The organism is Arthrobacter sp. SLBN-83, assembly GCF_006715285.1.
In the GTDB taxonomy this organism is placed as follows: Bacteria; Actinomycetota; Actinomycetes; order Actinomycetales; family Micrococcaceae; genus Arthrobacter.
In genome coordinates this window covers 2,231,669-2,253,897 of the sequence record NZ_VFMX01000001.1, presented here as the reverse complement: position 1 = coordinate 2,253,897, position 22,229 = coordinate 2,231,669, and the positions used below count along the sequence as shown (strand labels likewise).

Sequence of the window (22,229 nt, the reverse complement as noted above, 5' to 3'; positions counted from 1 at the left end):
TGTCACCCGCCATGCATGATTTCTTCCCCGGGCGCCGCTGCCGTGGCAGGGGCCCAGGACATGCGGAGGACGAAGTGGGCGTCGGAACTGCTCTTGGCAATCACTGCCCCTGCGTCCCCCGCAAGCTTGACGCCGAATTCGATTTCGATCTTTTCCGGCGTTAGTTCCGCCATGGCCTCCAGTGCTGCGCGGGCGGCCGGGCGGACACTCGCGAGTGCATCTTCCAGGCGCCTGCCCGTGTCCAGGATTCCCTGCTCGTTCCGTGCCGGCCGGTCCACGCCGTAGCTGTCGTCGGCCGCTTCAACGAGCACGGTCCCGGATCCCACTTCGTACCGCAGCACCTCAGTCATGGCGGATTCCTTTACTAATGCGAGACGCGGTAGGTCCGGCGGACGTCCGTGCTGGGCTTAATGGCCACCGCTGTTACCACCAGTGCCACTGCCCCTGCGATCCATGACGTCCAGGCAGCCCCCGTCGCTCCCGTGTACGTTCCGAGCCATGGCGAGAGGACCAGTCCTGCTGCGAGGATGGCCTGCACGTATTCCATGGCCGGAGTTCCTGGCATGGCCAGGTTGATGATGCCGCTGACCACCAGGAGCCCGCCGAAGACGAGCATGAGGGTGGTGGACATGCTTTGCTGCCGCGTGAACAGGACCGCCACCGCGGTAAAGAGTCCGGCGGCAACCGTTACGTAGTCCTGCCACCGATACCACTTCTTCACTGACTTTTCCTTTCTGTGTGGGGCGCCGGCGCCCTGTGCGCTTCCGCCCCGCGGGCCTTTGTTTCCCGCGATTCAAGTCAACGCCTGCCGCTGTTCCGGGTGTAGGGCAGAAAGACCTACGGGCGCCGGGCCAATCTGCAGCAGCCCCGATTCACTGGCAACTCACAGCGATTGCCCCTGCAAAACGCGGTTCCGTTGTGCGAGAGTGGCCGCAACGCTGGGGCGCAAGTGAATAACAAACCGCGGAGGCCGCCCGTGAACCGAAGATCAGCCCGTTCCTCCGCTGCCGCGCGGCATCGTTTCACCACGCTGCTGCCCCTGCTGGCGTTGCTCCTGTCCGCGCTGGTGGCCTGCCAGGCGCCCACGCCGGCGCCGTCTCCGCAATCCGCCACGCCGTCCGGCGCTGCCAGCCCCTCCGGCAGCGCCTCGCCTTCCCCAAGTGCATCGGCAACGCCCACGCCGGCCCCAAGCTCCGCCTCAAAGCCTGCCGACGCCGCAAAGCCCGCCGGCACACCACAGCACATCTTCGTGATCAACCTGGAAAACAAGGGGTACGACAGCGTCTGGGGTGACAACTCCCCCGCGCCGTACTTGTCCGGAACACTGCGGAAGAAGGGTGTGCTGCTGAAGAACTACTACGGCATAGCGCACAACTCGCTGCCCAACTACCTGGCCCAGATCTCCGGCCAGCGGCCCAACGACAGCACGGTGCTGGACTGCCACACCTACACCGAGTTCAACGCCACGGGCACCGACCCGGACGGCACGCTGCAGGGCGACGGCTGCGTCTACCCGGAGGACACCCAGACCGTGGCCGGGCAACTGGCCGCGCAGGGCAAAACGTGGAAGGGCTACATGGAGGACATGCAGCAGCCGTGCGAGCATCCGATCCTGGGCGAGGCAGACAACCACATCAAGGCCACCCCGGACGAACAGTACTCCACGCACCACAACCCCTTCATGTACTTCCGCTCCATCACCTCGTCCCCGGACTGCGCCCGGAACGTGGTCAACTTCTCCGCACTCAAGGACGACCTGAAATCCGTGGACACCACCCCGAACCTTGCCTACATCACCCCCAACCTGTGCCACGACGGACATGACGGCACCTGCGCTGACGGCTCTGAAGGCGGCCTGGGTGCAGCGGACAACTGGCTCAAGGAGCAGGTGCCGGCCATCCTGTCGTCGCCGGCGTACAAGCAGGACGGCATGCTGGTCATCACCTTCGATGAGGCGGAGGGCGACACCGCCGGTCCCTCCGAACCGGCCAGCGCCGTACCGGCCGGCGGCACGGCGGGCGGCAGGGTGGGCGCGCTGGTCCTGTCCCCGTTCAGCAAGGCGGGGACCTCATCGGACCGGGCCTACAACCACTACAGCCTGCTGGCCAGCATCGAGGACTTCTTCCACCTCCCCCGCCTGGGCCTGGCCGGCGACCCCGGCGTCAGGACGTTCGGCGATGACGTCTACCGGAAGGAGTCCTGAGGTGCGGCTTTTGCAGAACGGACGACGCCGGGCCCTGCTGGCAGGTGCCGCAGTGCTGGCTTTGGTGATCCTCGCCGTCGTCCTTCCCACCGCGTTCCGCGCCGGGGCACCAGCACAGGCGCCGGCCGCAAACGCCCCCTCCGCACCGCCGGCGGAGCAGGCGCCTGTTGGCACTCCAGCCAGCGGTGCCCCCGCCGGGATTTCCAAGATCAAGCACGTGGTGATCATCACCCAGGAGAACAGGTCCTTCGACAGCTACTTCGGCACCTATCCCGGGGCTGACGGGATCCCCATGAAGGACGGCAAACCCACCGTGTGCGTCCCGGACCCCGCGGACGGCGGCTGCGCCAGGCCCTTCTACAACTCGGCGGACAGCAACGCCGGCGGCCCGCACAGCCACGCCGACGCCACCGCTGACATCAACGGCGGGGCCATGGACGGGTTCGTGGCCCAGGCGGAGAAGGGCCTGTCCGGCTGCGGCGCCACCAGCACCAAATGCCAGTACAGCAACACGATGCCCACCGACGTCATGGGCTACCACGACGGGCGGGACCTGCCCAACTACTGGGCCTACGCACAGAACTTCACGCTCCAGGACCACCTGTTCGCCTCCGCCGCCTCCTGGAGCCTGCCGGCGCACCTGTACCTGGTCTCCGAATGGTCCGCCAAGTGCAGCAAGGCCGGGGACCCGTCGTCGTGCGTGGATGCGCTGCAGGACCCGGACCCCGAACCCGAGCCGCAAATCATCAAGGACACCCTGATCGGCAAGTGCCAGGCCGGGATGGACCTGGACCCGTGCCGGGAGGCGCTGGAAGCCGCCGGCATCGACCCGGGCCTTGCCGCCCAGATCGACCAGATCATCGGCACCAGCTGCAAGCCCACCGATTCCTACGCCGTCTGCCAGGCGGCGGTGGATGCGGCCCCCGTGTCCGATGGCCTGAAGAAGAAGCTCACCGAGGCCGCCAAGAAGCTGGAACTGCCGGACTACGCCTGGACGGACCTGACGTTCCTGCTCCACAAGCACCAGGTCCCCTGGGCCTACTACGTGTTCAACGGCACCGAACCGGACTGCCGGAATGACGCCGCCACCTGCGATCCGGTGAAGCAGGACGCCAAGACGCCCGGCCTGTGGAACCCGCTGCTGTACTTCGACACCGTGAAAGAGGACGGCGAGCAGGGCAACATCAAGCCGCTGAGCGGTTTCTACGACGCCGCCAGGAAGGGCACGCTGCCCGCCGTCACGTGGGTGGCGCCCACGGACAAGGTCAGCGAGCACGCCCCGGCCAAGATCAGCACCGGGCAGGCCTACGTGGCCGGGCTGATCAATGCGGTGATGAGCGGCCCGGACTGGGACAGCACCGCCATCTTCCTTAGCTGGGACGACTGGGGCGGGTTCTACGACCACGAGACCCCGCCGGTGGTGGACAACAACGGCTACGGCCTGCGTGTCCCCGGCCTGGTCATCAGCCCCTACGCGAAGAAGGGGTTTATCGACCACCAGGTGCTCAGCCACGACGCCTACTTCAAGTTCATCGAGGACGACTTCCTGGGCGGCGAGCGCATCGATCCCGCCACTGACGGCCGGCCGGACGCCCGGCCGGATGTTAGGGAAAACAACCCTCAGCTGGGCGACCTTGCCAAGGCCTTCGACTTCAACCAGGCACCGCTGCCGCCGCTGATCCTGCCCAACGCGACCACGTACTGACTGCTTCTCCGGCCCTGGAACCGCTGCGCCTTGAAGGCCCTACGGCGCCGCCCCCTCCGCCGGATTTGCTTTGGGCGGCGCGGCGTCCGCCTGCTGTGCCTCCTCCGGGACTGCTTCGGCCTGCAGCACGGCGGACGGCTGCATCGGCACGGCAGCCGGGGCGCCCCCGGCGACGGCGGGCTTGATGTTCTGGTTGATATGGAAGAAGTTATCGGGGTCGTACTTGGCCTTAAGCTCGGCCAGACGCGCATAGTTTGACCCGAGGGTGTCCTCAATCCTGGACTGATCGTCCGCGTCCTGGAAGTTGAGGTATCCGCCGGGCTCCGAATACTCGTGGAGCGCGGCCCAGTACTCCCGCACCCAGGCGATGTTGTTATCGTTCTCGGACGGCTCGGGCCACTGGCCGGCGATGACAGGTGCAAAGTTGACATCACGGTAGGCAAAGGCGGTTGCTTCGGGTGCCACCCGCTGGACTGCGCCGTCGATCGGATAGTAATGGTTGGCCGAGTGGACGCTGGGAATGCCTGGAGCGAACTGAACGGCGGTCCGGAGTGCGTCGTCGCTGAGGGTCCGAAGGAAGTCGGCCTTCCAGTAGCCCTGCAGCCCAGGGATACCGCTGAGCCCATCGAACATGATGTTGAGCGCGGGGTACGGCATCGGTGCGAAGAAACTTCCCAGTGCGGGTCCGGCGTCCAGCATGGCTTGCCAGTGCGAGGGTCCCGCGTCAAGATCGCCCGTCCACATGCCCGCGATCACGGCGACGGGCTTCCCGTGCCATTCCTCGGGAAGGAAGGGAACCGGAGGACCTAGATGGAAGCCCAGGAAGGCGCCCATTTCTTCGGGTTCGGCGGCAATCCATTCGCGGTAGGCCGCCCCAACTTGGGCTCCCATCGCAGCATCGAAGAAGATGAGACCGATATGGACCATGTCCACCGGGTGCAGCCGGAACTCCATGGACGTGACCACACCGAAGTTGCCGCTTCCGCCGCGGAGCGCCCAGAAGAGGTCGACGTTTTCGGCTTCGCTGGCAGTAACAAAGGTTCCGTCGGCAAGGACTACATCTGCAGAAACGAGGTTGTCGCACGCCAGCCCGTACTTACGGGAAAGGTATCCAATCCCGCCGCCAAGGGTGAGGCCGGCGACCCCGGTCGTGCCAATGATGCCGCCTGTGCTGGCCAGCCCGAATGCGTGCGTGGCGTGGTTGTAGTCTGCCCACGTCGCACCAGGCTCCACCCGGGCCAACCTTGCCACCGGGTCGACGCGCACTCCCCGGCGGGCCGAGAAGTCAAGGACCAGGCCGCCGTCGACCGTTCCGAATCCTGGTGCACTGTGCCCGCCGCCGCGCAAGGCAACCTCAATGTCCAGGCCCCGGGCGAACCGGACGGCCGCCAGAACGTCCGCCACCTGGGATACCCGCAGGACTGCCGCGGGACGTCGGTCAATCATCCCGTTGAACACGAGCCGCGCGGCCTCGTACTCTGCGTCGTCCTCTTCGATAACCTGCCCGCGGACCTGTTCGCGGAGCACGTCGAAACGATCGCTACCCATCACAACTCCATTTATTTTGTGTTGAAGACCAGGGGCAGCCGGCTCCATACAGGGCCCAGCGGGGGCCAGCATGATGATTCTCTCGGTATACGCCCCGTACTGTAGGGGGTCAAGGGCGTCCGGTTAGTGCAGCTAGGACGTGGAAACCGTGCAGTTGGCGGCGTCCTCCACCACGCGTTCCAGGTCCCCGGTGCGGTGCAGCACCTCTATTTGGCGGACCGCGCCGGTGCCCTCGGCGAGCAGCCGGTCCACCAGGTCCTCCACCCGGCGCAGGTCCCCCATGTCCTCCAGTGCCCCACGGATGTGGTGCAGCAGGGAATTCACGACGGCGAGTGCGGGCGCCGGGCGGTGCGTGTGCGGATCGAGCAGCTCACCCCGGAGGCCCCAGCGGCTGGCTTTCCAGGCCGCCAGCCGGAGCAGCGCAGAAGGGACGGCCACGGGCTCAATCCCCTCCCGCCATTCCCGTGCGGCGGTTTCCACCAGCGCCCTGGCCAGGCCGGCGAGCAGGACGGTGTTCCCCGGCCGAAGGCAGACATCGGCCAGGCGGATCTCCACGGTGGGATAGTGCCGCGAGAGGCGGGCGTCGAAGTAGATCATGCCCTCGTCCAGGGCCACGCCGGTGCTCACCATGTCGTGCACCAGTTGGTGGTAGGCGTCCGGGCTGCCCAGGATTTCCAGCGGCCCCGCGGACGGCCAGCGGTTCCACACCTGCGAGCGGTAACTGGCGTAACCGCTGTCTACCCCATGCCAGAACGGGGAGTTGGCGCTGAGCGCAATCAGTACCGGCAACCAGTTGCGCATCCGGTCCAGCACGGCCACGGCTTCCTCGGGCGACTCCACCGAGACGTGGATGTGGCATCCGCACGTGAGCTGCTCCCTTGCCGTCAGCCCATACTCTTCGGCCATCGCCCGGAACCTCCGGAGCTGTACCGGATGGGGATCGGCGGGCAATGGTGAGGTGCCCAGCGCGGCCACCCTGACACCCACGTCCTCGGCGGCCTGGTGGGCGATGGCCCGGCCGGCGATGATGTCCTGCTCGAGGCTTGCCAGGGTGGCGTGCGGCGGCGTGACCACCTCGATCATTTCCTGCTGGAATTCGGCCGTCAGGACGGGCCCTGACGCAACCTCCAGCGGACGCACGTACAGGTCCAGGAGGGCGCCCGCCAACGGCACCGCTTCCCCCGTGGCGGGGTCTACCAGCAACAGCTCCTCTTCGATCCCGAACGTCCGCCTGCCTGCACCCGCGCCGCCGGTGCCGTCATTGCCGTAAGTGTCCATCGTCGTCGTCCCCTATCCCTTGCTTCGCTGCAAGTTCCTCCCAGAAGCAGGCCAGCGTGACTGCCCCGTTCATCAGGACGTCAAGGCCGGCGCTCTCGTCGCTGTCGTGCCAGTGATCCTCCACCAGCCCCGTGCCGAAGAACAGCACCGGCGCGGCCAAGGTGCGGCTGAGCAGTTCGGCGGGCCCGCCGCCGGCGTTGCCCATGCGGCCCGTCCGCTCGGCGCGGAACCCCGCTGCCATGGCCTTTTCAAGGGCTGCGACGGCGGGGTGGTCCGGTGTGCGGTAAGGTTCCTGGGCTGTTTCCAAGTCCGGGATCAGGCTGAAGCTGTAGGCGTCGCCGATGGTGGCGGCCACCCACTCCTGCAGCTGCCCGGCGATTTTCTCCGCCCGCTGGCCGGGGACCGTGCGGAAGCTGAGGTCCGCTGAGGCAACGGCCGGGACAGCGGCGCGGGATACGCCCAGTGGGTCGCCTGCGATGATGGAGGTGACCTCGACGGCGGGCCGCAGCCACAGCCGCTCCAGCACCGTATACCCCTTCTCACCGGTGATGGCACCGGTTTCGGAGCGGGCCAGCCAGTCCTCCTCAGTGAAGGGCAGGTCCTTGAGGGCGTTGCGGAGGTCGGCGGGAAGCGGCTCCACGTCGTCATAGAAACCGGGGACGGCAACCCTGCCGTCCTGGTGGTGCATGAGTCCCAGCAGCCGGCCGAGCTCGAAGGCGGGGTTGGGCGCGTTCCCGGACACGGCGCCACTGTGCACGTCCCGCTCCGGCCCGTACACCTCCAGGTGCGCGCTCAGCATGCCGCGCAGGCTCACGCAGACGGCGGGATACGCGGCGTCCCAGAGGAGGGTGTCGGAGAAAAGGACCAGGTCCGCGGCGAACCGGTCCGTGTGGTCCTCCAGCAGTTTGGCCAAGTTGGGCGAGCCGCCTTCCTCTTCGCCTTCAACCAGGAACTTCAGGTTGACCTTGGGGGCAGGGTCCGGGCCGGCAACCGTGTCCGGACTGGTACCGGTCCCGCCGGCGCCGGTCGCGCCGGCGGCCAGGTGGGCGCGGACAGCTTCAAGGTGCACCAGGATCTGGCCCTTGGCGTCCGAGCTGCCCCTGCCATAAAGCCGGCCCTCGCGGAGTATGGGTTCGAACGGTGCCGTGAGTGCCCAGTTTTCCGGCCGGACAGCCCGGACGTCGTGGTGGCTGTAGACCAGCACGGTGGGTGCTCCCGGAGCCTGGCACCACTCCGCGTATACCGTGTAGGACTCTCCCGTGGGCAGGACTTCCGCCACGGGGAAGCCTACTTCCCGGAATTCGCCGGCCAGCCAGTTGGCCGACCGGAGCAGGTCCTGGCTGTGTTCGGGGGCGCCCAGGATGCCCGGGATCCGCACCCACTCAGCCAGCCGCCGCTCCAGCTCCGCCTCCCTGGAACGGACAAAGGCACGAAGGTCCGGGGCGCCGTCGTGCCTGCCGCCGGAGCCCTGGGTGTCCTGCATGTCCCTGCCCGTTCCGCCGGTCATTTGCGGGGTTGTGCCGGGTTGGTGGGATCGCCCTGGGACGGTGGGTTCACCGGGGGTCCGGGGACGGAGGACGGCTGCGGGGTCTCGGGATTGCCCTGGACCTCCGGGGCGGTCGGATTCCGGGAACCGCTGGGCTCCGCACCGTTTTGCAGGTCCTGCAGCCGCTTCTCCAGGATCTGCAGGATGGGTAGCCGGTTTCCGTGCGCCTTCTCGTAGGTGACCAGCTGGGCAACGTCCGCTTCATCCAGCCCGTTGATGCGCGTGGGGAGGGTGCCGACGGGAAGGTGGTCATAGTCGGGAAGCGGCAGTTCCTTGTGCAGGGGTGAATCGTTCATCTCGTTGTTCTCCATATCTGCCGTCGAAAGGAAACAATATAATAAGCAGCCTTACCAATCCGTGGGAAGGGGTGCGGTTGCGCTGCCGCAATTGCTCCCGCTGTACTTTCGCCCTGCGGGCGCGTAGATTGGGAACTGTGACGGGGATCATGGCCCGTCCTCCCCGGAACTTCTGCAAAGGCCGGTAAGAGCAGCTGCTGTAGTCCGCCGGTGGCAATTATGCAGGAGCGGAAGTGACCCACAATGGCGTCCTCGCAATTCCAGCAATTCCTTAATGAAGCAACCGCCCCCGATCCCTCGGGTGAATCCCACGTTGGTCCCGATTGCCTTTACGGCCTCTACGTCAGCTGGGCAGCGCTGAATGGCCTCGCCCCAAAGTCTGACCAGGCGTTCCGGGCCGGCATGCTGCGCTGCGGCGTTGACGTCCGGAACTCCGGACTACGGATGACCGGCCCGGCCGCGGCCGACTATATCCTCTGCAGCTACCCCGCAGTCGCGTGATGAGCGGCTACCACGGGAGCCCCCGCCGGACTACTCCCGACGTACTGGTCCGCGACGGCCGGTATGTCCACTGCGGCGAGGTAATGACTGCCACCGGAGCGGAGATGCGAAGCATCCACGGCACCTACGGCCAGCTGCCGGACACCTTGGGCGTATACCTGGCCACCAAGGTGCTGCGCTGCGCCTGCGGGTTCCAGATCGAGGTACCGGACCAGGAAAGCTACGGACTGGACTGAGCTGCCTTGGCTCGAACTGGACCGGTTTGGGAGGACCATGCCCGGCCGCGTTTGGGCCCTGCCGGGATTTGGGGCAGCAAGCGGGTACGTCGTCCTTGAGACAGCCCAAGCCAAGGCAGGTACCCATGCATTCCATTCCACGCGCCGGCATCGGCGAGACGGCAGCTTTCCTCATGGACGTCTTCATTCCGACGGCGGCCAAGGGTCCCCTGATCCGGCGGCCGCGGGTTGAGGCCCTGGCCGAGCGGCTGGGCCTGGACCGGCGCGCGGTGGCGCGGATGCAGAAGCTGGACGCCAAGTATCCGGCGGGGCCGCTGCTGCTCCGGCTGCCCTTCAGGAAACAGGCCGTGGTCCTGCGCCCCGACCAGCTCCACCGGGTCCTGGCGGAGTCGCCGGACCCCTTCTCGCCCGCGAGCAGCGAAAAACGCGGCGCGCTGGCGCACTTTGAGCCACGTAACGTGCTGGTTTCCACCGGCACCGACAGGACGCTGCGGCGGGCGCTGCAGGAGCAGGCGCTGGATACTGCCAGCCCGGTCCACCGTTTCGCTGATTCCTTCCTGCCGGTCCTAGAAGAGGAAGCCGACGCCCTGCTGCTTGCGGCCATGGCCGACGGCGGCCCGGCCGTGGGGACCCTGGACTGGCCGCTGTTCACCGCCGCGTGGCACCGGGCGGTCCGGCGGGTGGTTTTCGGCGATGCGGCGAGGGAGGACGTCGAACTCACGGACATGCTGGCCCGGCTCCGGAAGGACGCCAACTGGTCCGGCCTGAAGCCGCGCCGCCGCAGCGTCAGGACGGAATTCCTGGGGCGCGTGCGCGCCGGGATCGATGCCGCTCCGCCCGGCACCCTGGCCTCCGCGCTGCGGGGGCGGCCGGACTCGGACCAGTCCGCGCCCAGCGACCAGGTGCCGCAGTGGCTGTTCGCGTTCGAACCGGCGGGAATGGCGGCGTTCCGTACCCTGGCGCTCCTGGCCAGGCACCCGGGTCACACCGCACGGGCGCGGGAGGAAGTTGCCGCTGACCAATCCGGTGGCCGGAACCTGCCGTTCCTGCGGGCCTGCGTGCTGGAGTCCCTGCGGCTGTGGCCCACCACCCCCATGATCCTGCGCCAGACCACCCGGGAAGTCGCCTGGGAGAACGGAACCATGCCGGCCCGTTGCGGCGTGCTGGTCTTTGCCCCTTACTTTCACCGGGACGGCCGGCGCCTCACGCAGGCCGATTCCTTCGACCCTGGCCTTTGGCTGCAGCACGACGAGGCCCGCCCCGGGGAACCCGAAGACTGGGGAGTGGTTCCCTTCAGCGACGGACCCGCGCGCTGCCCCGGCCGGCAGCTGGTGCTGCTGCTGACCGGTGCCCTGCTGGCCCGCCTTCTGCAGGAGAGCACCTTCACCTTGGAGTCCCACCGCCTGTCCCCGGACCGGCCCCTGCCCGGAACGCTGAACCACTTCGCGCTGCGGTTCCGGGTGTCCCCCGCCTGACGCCTGGTTCCCTGCCACGGCGGTTAGGGGATGCAAACCTTCGTGGCGTGGGGTTCCGTGCAGTGCTTTACTGCCAGCATGTCTGAAACTCTCAAGCTGAGCCGCGAACCCCACGACAGCAGCGTGGCAGCACGCCTCAACTGGCTGCGTGCCGGTGTCCTCGGTGCCAATGACGGCATCGTCTCCGTCGCGGCAACAGTGGTGGGTGTCGCGGGCGTCACCAACGACCTTGCGCCGATCCTGGTGGCCGGCACGGCCGCGGTGGTGGGCGGTGCGGTGTCCATGGCCCTGGGCGAATACGTTTCCGTGAGCAGCCAGAGCGACAGCCAGCGGGCACTGATCGAAAAGGAACGCCAGGAACTGCGGGACGATCCCGAAGGCGAGTTGGAAGAACTTGCCGGGATCTACCAGGCCAAGGGACTCAGCGAAGCCACAGCCCGCACGGTGGCCGAAGAGCTGACGGCAAAGGACCCGCTGAAGGCCCACCTGGCAGCCGAGCTGAACATTGACGAAGAGGAAGTGGTGAGCCCCTGGCACGCCGCCTTCGCCTCCGCGATTGCCTTCACCGTCGGCGCCATCCTGCCGATGCTGGCCATCATCTTCCCGCCTGAACAGGCGCGCATCCCGGTCACCTTCGTTGCCGTGATCCTGGCGCTGGCCCTGACCGGCACCGTCAGCGCCAAGATCGGCGGAAGCTCCAAGCGCAAGGCCACCATCCGGCTGGTGGTGGGCGGGGCGCTGGCCATGGCCTTCACGTTTGCAGTTGGCAGCCTGCTGGGCACCACCGGGATCGCCTGATGGAGATCGCAGGCCTTCCCGCCCACATCCTGCTGATCCACGGTGTGGTGGTCCTGGCGCCGTTGGCCGGGCTCGCAGCCGTGGTCTTCGCGCTGCTCCGGCGCTCCAGGCGCTACCTGGCCTGGCCGCTGGGGGTCCTGGCGCTGATCCTGGTCCCGCTGTCCGTCCTTACGGCGGAAGCCGGGGAACAGCTGGAGAAGGCAAGGCCGGTCTCAAAACTGATCGAGGAGCATGCCGAGCAGGGAAGCTTCCTGCGCTTCGTCGCCGCGTTCTTCCTGGTGGTGGTGGCTGCGCAAATCGTGGCAGCCTTCCCTGGGATCCTGACCCGCCGCCCGGCCTTCCGCGGCCTGCGCGGCCTCCTGGAGGCGCGGTGGCTTCTTCCCGCCACCTCGGTGCTGGGCGTCCTGGCCGGACTCTTCCTGGTGTACCAAAGCATCGCAACCGGCCATTCCGGGGCAGCATCGGTCTGGGCAGGCAGCCGGTAATTTTCACCGGCAGCCGTGCGTCCGGCTGCTCAGCGCCTTGCGTCAGGGAGAGGTACGACGGCGTAGCGGCGGTTTTCGAGCACCGGCACCTGCGCGCGCACCCGGGTCAGCCGGTCCCGGCTGAGTCGTGCCACGATCAGGCCCGGCTCCTCCCCGGCGTTGGCCACCACCACCCCTGCCGGGTCCACGGCCATCGAAAATCCGGTGGCCAGCGGCCCTGCCTGGTTGGCGGCCAGGAGGTAAGCCGTGTTCTCGATGGCCCGTGCCTTGGCCAAGGTTAACCAGTGGTCCTCCTTCCCGGGGCCGCGGATCCACATGGACGGCACCAGCAGGACATCGGCTCCTGCATCAACGACGGCACGGGCGCTCTCCGGGAAGCGGAGGTCGTAGCAGGTGAAGGCGCCAAAGCTGAAGCCCCCCAGGGTGAAGACCAGCGGCTCGCCCGCGCTGCCCGGCGTAATCCCGCCGCTCTCCCGGTATCCGAACGCATCGTAGAGATGCACCTTCCGGTAGCAGCCCAGCATGTCACCCCGGCTGTCCAGGGCCACAAGCGTGTTGTACGGCGGGCCGGCCGCCGTCTTCTCGTAGGTGCCCACCACCACCGCGATGCCGTAGCCGCGGGCGAACGCAGCCATACTCCGGATAAACGGCCCGTCCAGGTCCTCCGCGACGGCGGCAAGGGCGGCCGCCGGTTCGCTGGTGCCGTACAGGCTGGACTCGGGCAGGACCACCAGCCGCGCCCCTGCCTCCGCAGCCTGGGCAACCAGCCGGCCTGCCGTCGTCGTATTTTCCCCAATGTCGGTGCCCGCGCTGAACTGGCCCGCCGCGATGATCATTTCTGCTGGATCCATGGCTGCCTTTCCGGTCCTGGGCCGCCGTCCCGGTCTTTTCCCGGCCGGAGCCGTCCCCTTCCCATCAGCATCCTCCCCGCGTAGGGTTGGGCACACAACCCACCGGGCTTTTTGCTGGTGCGGTGGGCTCATGCAGTTGGGCTTCTGGAGCATGCCGGAGGGACCATTGTGGGTACAAGACCATTGAAAAACCACAGACTGCGGCGCTTCGCAGGACTGGCCGCGGGCCTCTTGACCCTGCCGGCACTGGCCTCCTGCTCCGCGGAAGTCACCCGCGGCTTCCTTCCAGGCCCCCGGGACACCACTGACAAAACGCCCCTCATCACTGACCTGTGGGTCAACTCCTGGATCGCCGCGCTGATTGTGGGCATCATTACCTGGGGCCTGATGATCTGGGTCATCGTGGCGTACCGGCGCCGGAAGAACACGGTGGGCTTCCCGGCGCAGCTGAGCTACAACCTTCCGCTCGAGGTGTTCTACCTCGCGGTCCCGCTGATTGTCATCGGCGTCCTGTTCGTGTTCACGGACCGGGACCAGCGCGCCATCGACGAACGCTACGCCAACCCGGACGTGGTGATCGACGTCTTCGGCAAACAATGGTCGTGGGACTTCAACTACGTCAAGGAACAGGTCCACGAGGACGCCGGGCAGCAGGCACACCTGAACGGCGACTACGGTGCCCCGGACCGGCTGCCCACCCTGTACCTGCCGGTTAACAAAAAGGTGGAGCTGCACCTCCAGTCCCGTGACGTGCAGCATTCCTTCTGGGTAGTGGACTTCCTGCAGAAACGCGACCTCTACCCGGGCCACGAACAGTACAACCCCTACATCAGCATCACCCCCACCCGGACCGGGGAATACATGGGCAAGTGCGCGGAACTGTGCGGTGAATACCACTCCGAGATGCTCTTCAAGGTCCGGGTGGTGAGCCAGCAGGAGTATGACAGCCACATGGCCGACCTGAAGGCCAAGGGCAACACCGGAAGCCTGGGCAACGATTTTGACCGGCAACCGCAGTCGGCACCGGCACCGCAGGCCTTGGAACCAGCAGAGTAAAGGACGGCAACGCAATGACCACCACAGGCCAGAGAATGGGCGGAACCGCAGCCACCGCGGCACCGGCTGTGGTCCGGCGCCCCAAAGGCACCATCGTGGTCAACTGGATCACCTCCACTGACCACAAAACCATCGGCTACATGTACCTGATTTCGTCCTTCGTGTTCTTCTGCGCGGGCGGCGTGATGGCGCTGCTGATCCGGGCCGAGCTGTTCGAGCCCGGCATGCAGATCCTGCAGACCAAAGAGCAGTACAACCAGCTGTTCACCATGCACGGCACCATCATGCTGCTGATGTTCGCCACCCCGCTGTTCGCCGGGTTCGCCAACGTGATCATGCCGCTGCAGATCGGCGCCCCTGACGTTGCGTTCCCGCGCCTGAACGCCCTTGCGTTCTGGTTCTTCCTGTTCGGCTCCACCATTGCCGTTTCCGGCTTCATCACACCCCAGGGCGCAGCATCCTTTGGCTGGTTCGCCTACGCTCCGCTGTCCAACACCACGTTCACCCCGGGCATCGGCGGTGACCTATGGGTCTTTGGCCTGGCACTGTCCGGCTTCGGCACCATTCTGGGCTCGGTCAACTTCATCACCACCATCATCTGCATGCGGGCTCCGGGCCTCACCATGTGGCGGATGCCCATCTTCACGTGGAACACGCTGGTCACGGCCATCCTTGTGCTCATGGCGTTCCCGCCGCTGGCCGCCGCACTGTTCGCCCTGGGTGCGGACCGAAAGTTCGGTGCCCACATCTTCGATCCCGCCAACGGCGGCGCCATCCTGTGGCAGCACCTGTTCTGGTTCTTCGGCCACCCCGAGGTGTACATCATTGCGCTGCCGTTCTTCGGCATCGTCTCGGAGATCTTCCCGGTGTTCAGCCGCAAGCCGCTGTTCGGTTACAAGGGCATCGTGTACGCCACGATCGCCATTGCCGCCCTGTCGGTGACGGTGTGGGCGCACCACATGTACGTCACCGGTGCCATCTTCCTGCCGTTCTTCGCCTTCATGACAATGCTCATCGCGGTGCCCACCGGCGTGAAGTTCTTCAACTGGATCGGGACCATGTGGGGCGGCTCGCTGACCTTCGAGACACCCATGCTGTGGAGCATGGGGTTCCTGGCCACGTTCCTCTTCGGCGGCCTGACCGGCATCATCCTGGCGTCCCCGCCGCTGGACTTCCACGTCTCGGACACCTATTTCGTGGTGGCGCACTTCCACTACGTGGTGTTCGGCACCGTGGTATTTGCCATGTTCGCCGGGTTCTACTTCTGGTGGCCCAAATTCACCGGCACCATGCTCAACGAGCGCCTGGGCAAGATCCACTTCTGGATGCTTTTCCTTGGCTTCCACGCCACGTTCCTCATCCAACACTGGCTGGGCGTCCTGGGCATGCCCCGGCGGTATGCGGACTACATGCCGGAGGACAACTTCACCTTCATGAACCAGTTCTCCACCATCGGTTCCTACTTGCTGGGCGCCTCCCTGATCCCGTTCTTCTGGAACGTCTACATCACCTGGCGTGCGGGGAAGAAGGTCACGGTGGACGACCCCTGGGGCTTCGGCGCTTCGCTGGAATGGGCCACGTCCTGCCCGCCGCCGCGCCACAACTTCACCTCCCTGCCCCGGATCCGTTCCGAGCGCCCCGCCCTGGACCTGCACCATCCCGAGCTGAGCGTCCGGGTCCATCCGCATGAGGATGCGCCCGGGGAAGGCCTCCTCGGAGCGGCGGACATCGGTGAGCAAGACGTGCGGACACCGAACCCGAACGAGTAGGGCGCGCCGAGTTTCGACATCGCTCCCACTTGGCTACCTAGGCACCCCTCGGGTGCTTCGGGCCAAAACAGCCAGGGCATATATGGGTACTGCGGCATTTGGCCGCCAAAAAGAGGTGCCGGGCCCAACCCTCTATCCGGGCCTGGCACGGCGTCACCGGGAGGAAGACGTCCGCGTATAAGGTTGTGCCGACGAAGAGTTACCCCACGTCCAGAACAAGGAAGCCATGAGGTAGATCCATGAACGAGTACGAGGCTTCGCTGGTCATCAAGTCAGGAGCAGAATTGCTCTCTTCGGCTTCCTCCGACCCCCGCTCGGAGGAAGGCTACGAGGCGGTAAAGGTCAATCTCTCGGATGCATTGGAGCGCATAGCGGAAGCTCTTGGCAACTTCGAAGCCAGTTCGGGAGCGCCCAGCCGTTCAACCGGGTGGGTCCAGGACCTTCGTCGCGTAGCAGACGACTTGGTGAATCGATAGGCCCTCGTCATCTTCTTCGCCCAGGGCTGGGTCATCATTCAGTTGCCATGGCAGCCCTGCTGCCCTTTTGATCTTCTAATCAGTCGGGGATGTCGCCGCGGTACGGATTGAGGGACGCCTGCCGGACCGGTAGGCGGACGCGATGACAGGTTCGAGTTCGTCGAAAACGGTGCGATTGCCGGGGAGAACGACGTGGGCGAGGAATTCCGATTCGAGCGTGGCAACACCCGCTAAGGCCGCTGCGAGCTTGGCATCAGTTGCAAGGGCAAAAGCGTGCCAGAACCTGCGGGCATTTAGTTCCAGTGCTTTGGCTGTGATGCGATGGCCTCGAGCCTGTTCCGGTTCATCCCCGTCACCTGCGCTTCCCTGGGATTGCGGCAACGAGAGGACAATGCGGAACTGCCTTCCATTTGCCCTGAACGCGATGGCGTTCAGGTCCCCGCGTTGGCTGAAGCGGACCTCCGTCGCCCCAAAACCCACAAGGGCGCGCTGGACATGTTCCTGTGAAGCTCCAACGCTGAAGGAGTCACCGCGCGTGTAAAAGCTCCGGGATTCAATTGTCATCATCATCCAACTATGCGCCTTCTCTCCGTTCCGCCGGGCCCTCAGCACAGAGTTCTCCAACTATGCGGCCCTGATAGCGAACCCTGGCTGGCTATAAGGGCCGCATGGGTCCATGATGGTCATGAGCAGGGCGGTTAATCGGTCAAGAAACGGCCCAACAACCGTCGTACTCAGGCGCTGGTCAACGACGAAGTTCACAGTTCCCTGTCAGGACCGTTACGCAGCCAGCGGCGATGATGGAACGTGACCCGAGCCCGGGCGCACTGTCTAGGCCCCAGGGATTTGACGCCCCTGACGTCGGGGCCTCAGAGCCTTCAACTTTTCTCCGTCGTTCCGGCGATTGTCCAGCCCGGCGCCGTGGGTCCGTACAGCGGCCAGCGCAACGTCAAGCCGCACGGCGTCCATAAGCAGCACACTCCTAGGCCGCGGCGCGACGCCATCCTCACTGGTGCAGATCACAAGCGCCACGGTCACCTCCGCAATCAAATCCCTGTCACGACTGCGCCGGTACTCGTGCACTGCGTTTTCAGTGTTCTCAAGCGCCCCGGAGACAAACACCGCAACCTCAGTCCTGCGCGCCATGTCCAGCTTCAACAACACCGATGACACCATGTTCTTCACGGTTTTCTCGGCCAAGAACAACTCCTGTCCGATCTGGCGGTTACTCAGCCCTCGGCCCACCCCGACCGCCACCTTCATCTCCTGCCTTGAAAGCAGCCCGAACCTCGAGTCTGGCACCTTCATCTCGCTGGCCTGGATAGGTGCCAGGATTCCCGCCTGGAAACGACGGCTGTAGGCGGTGTACCCGAGCGCCGCCCGCCGTATCAGCCTGAGCTGCTCAGAGTTGTGATCCTGTTGCGACAAGCACCCCCAAGCACCGGCCAAGATAGAAGCGATCAGAACTGCTTCGTCGGTCTCACCGGTCATCAGCACACATCGGATGGCGTCATCAGCAGCAGCGATTGTTCGACAAAGCCCGACACCGGAACCATCGGGAAGATCATCGTCGATGATGACCAAATCCGGACGCAAGGCAGGGATTCTTCGTATCGCCTGGCGAACAGACGCCGACTCACCGGAAACGCTGAACCCATTGGCCTCCAGCAACTCCCGCAAGCTGCGCCTGACCAGCTCTTCACCACACACTACGTAGACGCTTTGGGCTAAGGACACTGAACCCAGGCCATGGGCAGCCACCATGTCGTTTCCGTTCATCCGCCCTTCAAAATCCCAAAGGCGCTTGTTACTCTCCTACTGCCACCCTGGCCCCACCTTGGAAAGGACAACAGTCACCTAACCCACAGGCTTCCGTCGAAATAGCACACGGACTTGCCGACCCACTTGCAAGGCTAGCCCTATAAAAAGAATCCGGACACCCCGGTGCGGGATCCTGCTCTCCCTCAAACACCGCGCAGCACTGCAAATCTGCCGCCAGATTTCCCACCAGCCGGGTCACCCTTACAGACGGTGGGGGCGTACGCTTAAACTCCGTCGATCAGGCGGTCCAAAGTCTTTCATGATGCCTCCTCAAAGTCATTGTCTAGGGCATCATCAGAAGCGAGGCCAGCATGGCCCAGGACCCGACTTTCCATTCCGCACCTGACGTCAGTGACCGCCTCCAGGACCTGGTTCTGGAATGCGCGGACGTGGCCGACATGCTAGGCGAACTGGCGACTTTTTCGGCCTCCACGTTTTCCGTTAACCATGACCTGCTGTGTGGTGTGACATTGGTGCGGCGCAAAAACCAGTGACGGTCGCCACCAGTGAACCAGCTGTTCATGCTCTGGATGAACTTCAATACGGCCTGGGAGAAGGGCCCTGCCTGACTGCGGTTCAGGGCCTGACGACCATCCACGTCCCGGACCTGAGGGAGGAGGCGCGCTGGCCCCGCTACGCGGCCGCCGCATGGGCTGAGGGAATCGGCTCCGTCCTGTCCGTCCCACTTCCGTTGCAAGGGGAGGCGAACGCGGCGCTTAACCTGTACTCGAGTCGAACAAATGGATTCAGTGGCGCGGATATCAAGCACGCCGAAGCCTACGCCGCGCAAGTGTCCAAGGCCTTGCGCCTTGCAGTGCGGGTCACGCAGCTGACGGAAGACCGAAAGCACCTCACGACCGCGATGGAATCCAGGACCACGATCGATGTCGCGGTCGGAGTGATCATGGCCCAAAACCGCTGCAGCCAGGAATCAGCCCTGAAGATCCTCAAAATCGCTTCAAGCACCCGCAACGTGAAGCTCCGTGATGTCGCGGCAGCGGTCGTTGCAACCGTTTCGGAGGACCCTGAACTATTGACGCACTTCGACACCTGAACCAGCTCGATGTACCCCTCCCCCAGGAGGAATCCCTCGGCCTGGGATACGGACAGCAGGTCCATTTAGGTATGGAAACTTCGGACGGGGTGTATTCGGGCAGGAAGTACAGCCGCATGGGGACGGCTTGGACCCACGACGAAGGTGTTGTTTAGCTGTTCCCGATATGGACAAGACTTTCCTGGTCCTCTTCGTGGGCCGGGGCGTCAGCCAGGACATCGGGAGTCAGGTCAAGATCGTCAAGGCGGGTACACGACGTCGCATGGGCTGCTGTGGATGGGGTGGGATTAGTCATGATTATTCTGCCTTGAAGTTCTGCCGTTGGTTCGGCCGTAGGTTCCGCTTGGTGCGGCTAAACAGGGAGCGGCGAGCCGGCGGGACGGATCGCTGGCAGGTGGATGATTCAGACCAGCGCCGGGTAGCTGGCAAGAATGTAATCGGCCGCTGCGGGACACTTCTTCAGGTGGAGGAATTCGCCTGCGCTGTGCCGCTGCCGCATGGCGGCCCAGAAGACGTGCTCTGCCTGCGGCTCCTTGCCTGACACACAGCACCAGCTGGTGTATAGGCCATAAAGGGAGTCCCGGCCCAGGTTGTTTCCCGGCTCGTGGTCGCGGTAGGTGGCTTCCTGGAGGAACTGGTCGAAGTGTGTCTGTGCCATCGTGGCTCGTTTCAACGGGGTGCAGACCATTAGGCTCGAGGCCTCAGAACCAGCGCCCTGCACGGGACAAATGGCCAGGCGTATCAATGATGGGGGGGGTGACAGTCCAGGCCGGCGTCCCTGCTGGGGAATTCTGAACCTGAACTGTTCCAATTCCTGGCCGGGAAGCCAGGAGAGCGGCTACGCGCGGTCCGCGTGGACGGGACGGCCGGGGTGTCTGTTCAGGGTTTGAGTAGCCATGGGTTTCTCCTAAGGTGACATGAGCAGCTTGAACGGCTGCGCAACTCTGATCCCTTGGCTGAAACCATGTTGACAACTTCTCTACGATGTAGACTTTACGTGTAGATGAGACCGTAAGCAAGCTTTCCGTATCGGCCGCCTCGAAGACCAGCGCAATGAACAAGAGGACGCCAGCCATGGCCACACCCAAAAGCTCCCCCAGCAGCGCAAGCCCCCGTAAAGTCCCCCTGAGCAGGGAGCTTGTGCTTTCCACCGCACTGGAAGTCGTGGACGCCGAAGGCCTGGAGGCCCTCACCATGCGCCGGCTCGGGCAGGAGCTCGGCCGGGACCCGATGAGCCTGTACCGCTACGCGGCCAACCGGGCAGCCCTGCTGGACGGGGTTACCGAAACCGTCCTGGATGAACTCGCAATCTTCACCGACGTGCTCGACTGGCAGGCACAGCTGCGCCGGATCGCGCACGACTTGCGGCTCCTGGCCCTGCGGCACCCCAACGTCGTACCCCTGCTGGTCACCAGGCCCCTGTCTACCCCGCTGGGCCTGCGCCCGCTGGGCACCCTGCGCCCCCTTGAACAAATTCTGGGATTATTAATAGGCACCGGCTTCCGCCCCAGCGACGCCCTCCATGTGTATCGGGCCTACTACGGCTTCCTATACGGCCACATCCTTAACGAACTCCAGGAATACGTCGTTGACCCGGAAGAAAATGAAGCACTCCTCCGCCTCGGCCTACACCGCCTGCCTTCGAAGGAATTCCCCCACCTCCGGGCGCTGGGCCCAGTCCTCGCCGGCTACGACGGCGCGGCCGAACTCGACCAGGGCCTCACAATCCTGCTCTCCGGCCTGGCCGCCCAACTCCACGGGAAAGATCGCTGACGCCAGCTCCCCACGGGAAAGCCTCCTGCCGGCCTCCGTGAGGGTGAGTATGTGGTGCCACTGCTTCGGCCCTATGCGCGCCGGCACCCGCCCTTGACCTCCCTCCCGGCGGATGGAAGCCTGTGAAGATCGCGGTGGGCCTCAAGCAACGGGGCTGGTTCCTGTCTGGAGCACTCCCACTGCCAGCCACAACAGAGGCGGCACGAATGCGAGCAATGGTGTACCGCGGCCCGTACAAGATCCGGGTCGAAGAAAAAGACATTCCAAAAATCGAGCACCCCAACGACGCCATCATCCGCGTCACCACCGGCGCCATCTGCGGCTCGGACCTGCACCTCTACCACGGCATGATGCCGGACACCCGGGTAGGCACCACGTTCGGCCACGAATTCGTGGGGGTGGTGCACCAGGTGGGCTCCTCGGTGCAGAACCTGATCCCCGGCGACCGCGTGATGGTCCCCTTCAACGTCTACTGCGGCTCCTGCTGGTTCTGCGCGCGGGGCCTGTACTCCAACTGCCACAACGTCAACCCGAACGCGACGGCGGTGGGCGGCATCTACGGCTACTCCCACACCTGCGGAGGGTACGACGGCGGCCAGGCGGAATTCGTGCGCGTACCGTTCGCGGACGTGGGGCCCAGCAGGATCCCGGACTGGATGGATGAAGAGGACGCGGTGCTGCTCACCGATGCCCTCCCCACGGGCTACTTTGGCGCGCAGCTGGGCGACATCGTGGAAGGGGACACGGTGGTGGTGTTCGGCGCCGGCCCCGTGGGCCTGTTCGCGGCCAAGTCCGCCTGGCTGATGGGAGCCGGGCGCGTTATCGTCATCGACCACCTGGAGTACCGGCTGGAGAAGGCCCGCAGCTTTGCCCAGGCCGAGACGTTCAACTTCGCCGAGTACGACGACATCGTGGTGCACCTGAAGAAGGAAACCGACTACCTGGGCGCCGACGTCGTCATTGACGCCGTGGGGGCCGAGGCGGACGGAAACTTCCTGCAGCAGGTCACGGCAACGAAGCTGAAGCTGCAGGGCGGCTCGCCCGTGGCACTGAACTGGGCCATCGACGCGGTCCGCAAGGGCGGGACGGTCTCCGTGGTGGGCGCCTACGGACCCATCTTCAGCGCGGTGAAGTTCGGCGATGCCGTGAACAAGGGCCTGTCGCTGCGGATGAACCAGTGCCCGGTGAAACGCCAGTGGCCGCGCCTGTTCGGGCACATCCAAAACGGGTACCTGAAGCCCAGCGACCTGGTCACGCACCGGATCCCGCTGGAGCACATTGCCGAGGGCTACCACCTGTTCTCGGCCAAGCTGGACAACATCATCAAGCCCCTCATCATCTCCACCACGGCCTGAACG

At 65.3% G+C, this 22,229-nt stretch carries 24 protein-coding genes; 13 read left to right on the top strand and 11 right to left on the bottom strand.

All coding sequences use genetic code 11. From position 1 onward, the window contains the following. Positions 1-2 precede the first annotated feature (2 nt). Positions 3-350 carry a CU044_2847 family protein gene (locus tag FBY30_RS10360; protein ID WP_142132796.1) on the bottom strand — a complete coding sequence of 116 codons (348 nt, stop codon included), beginning with the start codon at positions 348-350 and terminating at the stop codon, positions 3-5. A gap of 14 nt (positions 351-364) precedes the next feature. After that, complete coding sequence (locus FBY30_RS10355; protein ID WP_142132795.1) at positions 365-721, bottom strand: SPW repeat domain-containing protein; 357 nt, start codon at positions 719-721, stop codon at positions 365-367. 255 nt (positions 722-976) lie between these two features. Here FBY30_RS10355 and FBY30_RS10350 point away from each other — a divergent pair, with 255 nt between their 5' ends. Beyond that, entirely contained in the window at positions 977-2,203 is a 1,227-nt protein-coding gene (locus tag FBY30_RS10350; protein ID WP_235009402.1) for an alkaline phosphatase family protein, read from the top strand. 1 nt (position 2,204) lies between these two features. Further along, complete coding sequence (locus FBY30_RS10345; protein WP_142132794.1) at positions 2,205-3,908, top strand: alkaline phosphatase family protein; 1,704 nt, start codon at positions 2,205-2,207, stop codon at positions 3,906-3,908. A gap of 39 nt (positions 3,909-3,947) precedes the next feature. Here FBY30_RS10345 and FBY30_RS10340 read toward each other — a convergent pair whose 3' ends face one another. The 4 genes from FBY30_RS10340 to FBY30_RS10325 form a co-directional block, all read right to left on the bottom strand. Then, positions 3,948-5,456 carry an FAD-binding oxidoreductase gene (locus FBY30_RS10340; protein ID WP_142132793.1) on the bottom strand — a complete coding sequence of 503 codons (1,509 nt, stop codon included), beginning with the start codon at positions 5,454-5,456 and terminating at the stop codon, positions 3,948-3,950. A gap of 132 nt (positions 5,457-5,588) precedes the next feature. Next, positions 5,589-6,734, bottom strand: a complete 1,146-nt coding sequence (locus FBY30_RS10335) for a carboxylate-amine ligase (RefSeq protein WP_142132792.1) — start codon at positions 6,732-6,734, stop codon at positions 5,589-5,591. After that, positions 6,715-8,241: a M20/M25/M40 family metallo-hydrolase gene (locus tag FBY30_RS10330; protein ID WP_235009401.1), complete on the bottom strand. Its 1,527-nt coding sequence runs from the start codon at positions 8,239-8,241 to the stop codon at positions 6,715-6,717. The genes FBY30_RS10335 and FBY30_RS10330 overlap by 20 nt, the downstream gene beginning before the upstream one ends. Then, a complete protein-coding gene (locus tag FBY30_RS10325; RefSeq protein ID WP_142132791.1) occupies positions 8,238-8,576 on the bottom strand; it encodes a hypothetical protein in 339 nt (112 codons plus the stop codon). The genes FBY30_RS10330 and FBY30_RS10325 overlap by 4 nt, the downstream gene beginning before the upstream one ends. Before the next feature lie 243 nt (positions 8,577-8,819). Between FBY30_RS10325 and FBY30_RS10320 the strand changes: the two genes are divergently transcribed. From FBY30_RS10320 to FBY30_RS10300, 5 genes are all read left to right on the top strand, one after another. Beyond that, positions 8,820-9,077, top strand: a complete 258-nt coding sequence (locus tag FBY30_RS10320) for a hypothetical protein (protein WP_142132790.1) — start codon at positions 8,820-8,822, stop codon at positions 9,075-9,077. Then, entirely contained in the window at positions 9,077-9,313 is a 237-nt protein-coding gene (locus tag FBY30_RS10315) for a hypothetical protein (RefSeq protein ID WP_142132789.1), read from the top strand. Before FBY30_RS10320 ends, FBY30_RS10315 begins: the two co-directional genes overlap by 1 nt. 125 nt (positions 9,314-9,438) lie before the next feature. Beyond that, on the top strand, positions 9,439-10,788 hold the full coding sequence (locus tag FBY30_RS10310; RefSeq protein WP_142132788.1) for a cytochrome P450: 1,350 nt from the start codon (positions 9,439-9,441) through the stop codon (positions 10,786-10,788). A 78-nt stretch (positions 10,789-10,866) separates the two neighbouring features. Beyond that, a complete protein-coding gene (locus tag FBY30_RS10305; protein ID WP_142132787.1) occupies positions 10,867-11,586 on the top strand; it encodes a VIT1/CCC1 transporter family protein in 720 nt (239 codons plus the stop codon). Further along, a complete protein-coding gene (locus FBY30_RS10300) occupies positions 11,586-12,071 on the top strand; it encodes a hypothetical protein (RefSeq protein WP_327437005.1) in 486 nt (161 codons plus the stop codon). Before FBY30_RS10305 ends, FBY30_RS10300 begins: the two co-directional genes overlap by 1 nt. Before the next feature lie 29 nt (positions 12,072-12,100). Here the strand turns inward: FBY30_RS10300 and FBY30_RS10295 are convergent, their stop codons facing one another. Continuing rightward, positions 12,101-12,922, bottom strand: a complete 822-nt coding sequence (locus FBY30_RS10295) for a carbon-nitrogen hydrolase family protein (protein WP_235009400.1) — start codon at positions 12,920-12,922, stop codon at positions 12,101-12,103. 183 nt (positions 12,923-13,105) lie between these two features. On the opposite strand from FBY30_RS10295, the gene ctaC reads away from it, so the two are divergent. The 3 genes from ctaC to FBY30_RS10280 all read left to right on the top strand — a co-directional run bounded on the left by ctaC (position 13,106) and on the right by FBY30_RS10280 (position 16,223). Next, positions 13,106-13,978: an aa3-type cytochrome oxidase subunit II gene (gene ctaC / locus FBY30_RS10290; RefSeq protein WP_442858281.1), complete on the top strand. Its 873-nt coding sequence runs from the start codon at positions 13,106-13,108 to the stop codon at positions 13,976-13,978. A 35-nt stretch (positions 13,979-14,013) separates the two neighbouring features. Then, positions 14,014-15,747 carry an aa3-type cytochrome oxidase subunit I gene (ctaD, locus tag FBY30_RS10285; protein WP_142135123.1) on the top strand — a complete coding sequence of 578 codons (1,734 nt, stop codon included), beginning with the start codon at positions 14,014-14,016 and terminating at the stop codon, positions 15,745-15,747. 239 nt (positions 15,748-15,986) lie between these two features. Continuing rightward, positions 15,987-16,223, top strand: coding sequence for a hypothetical protein (locus FBY30_RS10280; RefSeq protein WP_200830672.1), 237 nt, complete (start codon positions 15,987-15,989; stop codon positions 16,221-16,223). A 75-nt stretch (positions 16,224-16,298) separates the two neighbouring features. Here the strand turns inward: FBY30_RS10280 and FBY30_RS10275 are convergent, their stop codons facing one another. Together FBY30_RS10275 and FBY30_RS10270 are read right to left on the bottom strand one after the other, a co-directional pair. Then, the gene (locus FBY30_RS10275) at positions 16,299-16,790 is read right to left on the bottom strand and encodes a hypothetical protein (RefSeq protein ID WP_235009399.1); all 492 of its coding nucleotides are present in this window, start codon (positions 16,788-16,790) and stop codon (positions 16,299-16,301) included. A gap of 264 nt (positions 16,791-17,054) precedes the next feature. Then, positions 17,055-18,002, bottom strand: coding sequence for a response regulator (locus FBY30_RS10270; protein ID WP_235009398.1), 948 nt, complete (start codon positions 18,000-18,002; stop codon positions 17,055-17,057). A 532-nt stretch (positions 18,003-18,534) separates the two neighbouring features. On the opposite strand from FBY30_RS10270, the gene FBY30_RS10265 reads away from it, so the two are divergent. Then, the gene (locus tag FBY30_RS10265; RefSeq protein WP_235009397.1) at positions 18,535-19,098 is read left to right on the top strand and encodes a GAF and ANTAR domain-containing protein; all 564 of its coding nucleotides are present in this window, start codon (positions 18,535-18,537) and stop codon (positions 19,096-19,098) included. Between the two features lie 151 nt (positions 19,099-19,249). Here the strand turns inward: FBY30_RS10265 and FBY30_RS20645 are convergent, their stop codons facing one another. Next, complete coding sequence (locus tag FBY30_RS20645; protein WP_160141459.1) at positions 19,250-19,393, bottom strand: hypothetical protein; 144 nt, start codon at positions 19,391-19,393, stop codon at positions 19,250-19,252. A gap of 108 nt (positions 19,394-19,501) precedes the next feature. Next, positions 19,502-19,756 (bottom strand): hypothetical protein, encoded by a 255-nt coding sequence (locus FBY30_RS10260; RefSeq protein WP_142132785.1) that lies wholly within the window; start codon positions 19,754-19,756, stop codon positions 19,502-19,504. Positions 19,757-20,172: 416 nt separating this feature from the next. Here FBY30_RS10260 and FBY30_RS10255 point away from each other — a divergent pair, with 416 nt between their 5' ends. Then, a complete protein-coding gene (locus FBY30_RS10255) occupies positions 20,173-20,871 on the top strand; it encodes a TetR/AcrR family transcriptional regulator C-terminal domain-containing protein (protein ID WP_142132784.1) in 699 nt (232 codons plus the stop codon). Positions 20,872-21,077: 206 nt separating this feature from the next. Continuing rightward, entirely contained in the window at positions 21,078-22,226 is a 1,149-nt protein-coding gene (locus tag FBY30_RS10250; protein WP_142132783.1) for a zinc-dependent alcohol dehydrogenase, read from the top strand. Positions 22,227-22,229 lie beyond the last annotated feature (3 nt).

Excerpts from the sequence above, each read along its gene's own strand:
- FBY30_RS10270 (WP_235009398.1), bottom strand. The coding sequence starts at position 18,002 with ATGAACGGAAACGACATGGTGGCTGCCCATGGCCTGGGTTCAGTGTCC.
- FBY30_RS10315 (WP_142132789.1), top strand. The coding sequence starts at position 9,077 with ATGAGCGGCTACCACGGGAGCCCCCGCCGGACTACTCCCGACGTACTG.
- FBY30_RS10320 (WP_142132790.1), top strand. The coding sequence starts at position 8,820 with ATGGCGTCCTCGCAATTCCAGCAATTCCTTAATGAAGCAACCGCCCCC.
- FBY30_RS10275 (WP_235009399.1), bottom strand. The coding sequence starts at position 16,790 with ATGATGACAATTGAATCCCGGAGCTTTTACACGCGCGGTGACTCCTTC.
- FBY30_RS10340 (WP_142132793.1), bottom strand. The coding sequence starts at position 5,456 with ATGGGTAGCGATCGTTTCGACGTGCTCCGCGAACAGGTCCGCGGGCAG.
- FBY30_RS10360 (WP_142132796.1), bottom strand. The coding sequence starts at position 350 with ATGACTGAGGTGCTGCGGTACGAAGTGGGATCCGGGACCGTGCTCGTT.
- ctaD (WP_142135123.1), top strand. The coding sequence starts at position 14,014 with ATGGGCGGAACCGCAGCCACCGCGGCACCGGCTGTGGTCCGGCGCCCC.
- FBY30_RS20645 (WP_160141459.1), bottom strand. The coding sequence starts at position 19,393 with ATGACTAATCCCACCCCATCCACAGCAGCCCATGCGACGTCGTGTACC.
- FBY30_RS10335 (WP_142132792.1), bottom strand. The coding sequence starts at position 6,734 with ATGGACACTTACGGCAATGACGGCACCGGCGGCGCGGGTGCAGGCAGG.
- FBY30_RS10295 (WP_235009400.1), bottom strand. The coding sequence starts at position 12,922 with ATGGATCCAGCAGAAATGATCATCGCGGCGGGCCAGTTCAGCGCGGGC.
- FBY30_RS10250 (WP_142132783.1), top strand. The coding sequence starts at position 21,078 with ATGCGAGCAATGGTGTACCGCGGCCCGTACAAGATCCGGGTCGAAGAA.
- FBY30_RS10280 (WP_200830672.1), top strand. The coding sequence starts at position 15,987 with ATGAACGAGTACGAGGCTTCGCTGGTCATCAAGTCAGGAGCAGAATTG.
- FBY30_RS10255 (WP_142132784.1), top strand. The coding sequence starts at position 20,173 with ATGGCCACACCCAAAAGCTCCCCCAGCAGCGCAAGCCCCCGTAAAGTC.
- FBY30_RS10325 (WP_142132791.1), bottom strand. The coding sequence starts at position 8,576 with ATGAACGATTCACCCCTGCACAAGGAACTGCCGCTTCCCGACTATGAC.
- FBY30_RS10310 (WP_142132788.1), top strand. The coding sequence starts at position 9,439 with ATGCATTCCATTCCACGCGCCGGCATCGGCGAGACGGCAGCTTTCCTC.
- FBY30_RS10330 (WP_235009401.1), bottom strand. The coding sequence starts at position 8,241 with ATGACCGGCGGAACGGGCAGGGACATGCAGGACACCCAGGGCTCCGGC.
- FBY30_RS10300 (WP_327437005.1), top strand. The coding sequence starts at position 11,586 with ATGGAGATCGCAGGCCTTCCCGCCCACATCCTGCTGATCCACGGTGTG.
- FBY30_RS10305 (WP_142132787.1), top strand. The coding sequence starts at position 10,867 with ATGTCTGAAACTCTCAAGCTGAGCCGCGAACCCCACGACAGCAGCGTG.
- FBY30_RS10260 (WP_142132785.1), bottom strand. The coding sequence starts at position 19,756 with ATGGCACAGACACACTTCGACCAGTTCCTCCAGGAAGCCACCTACCGC.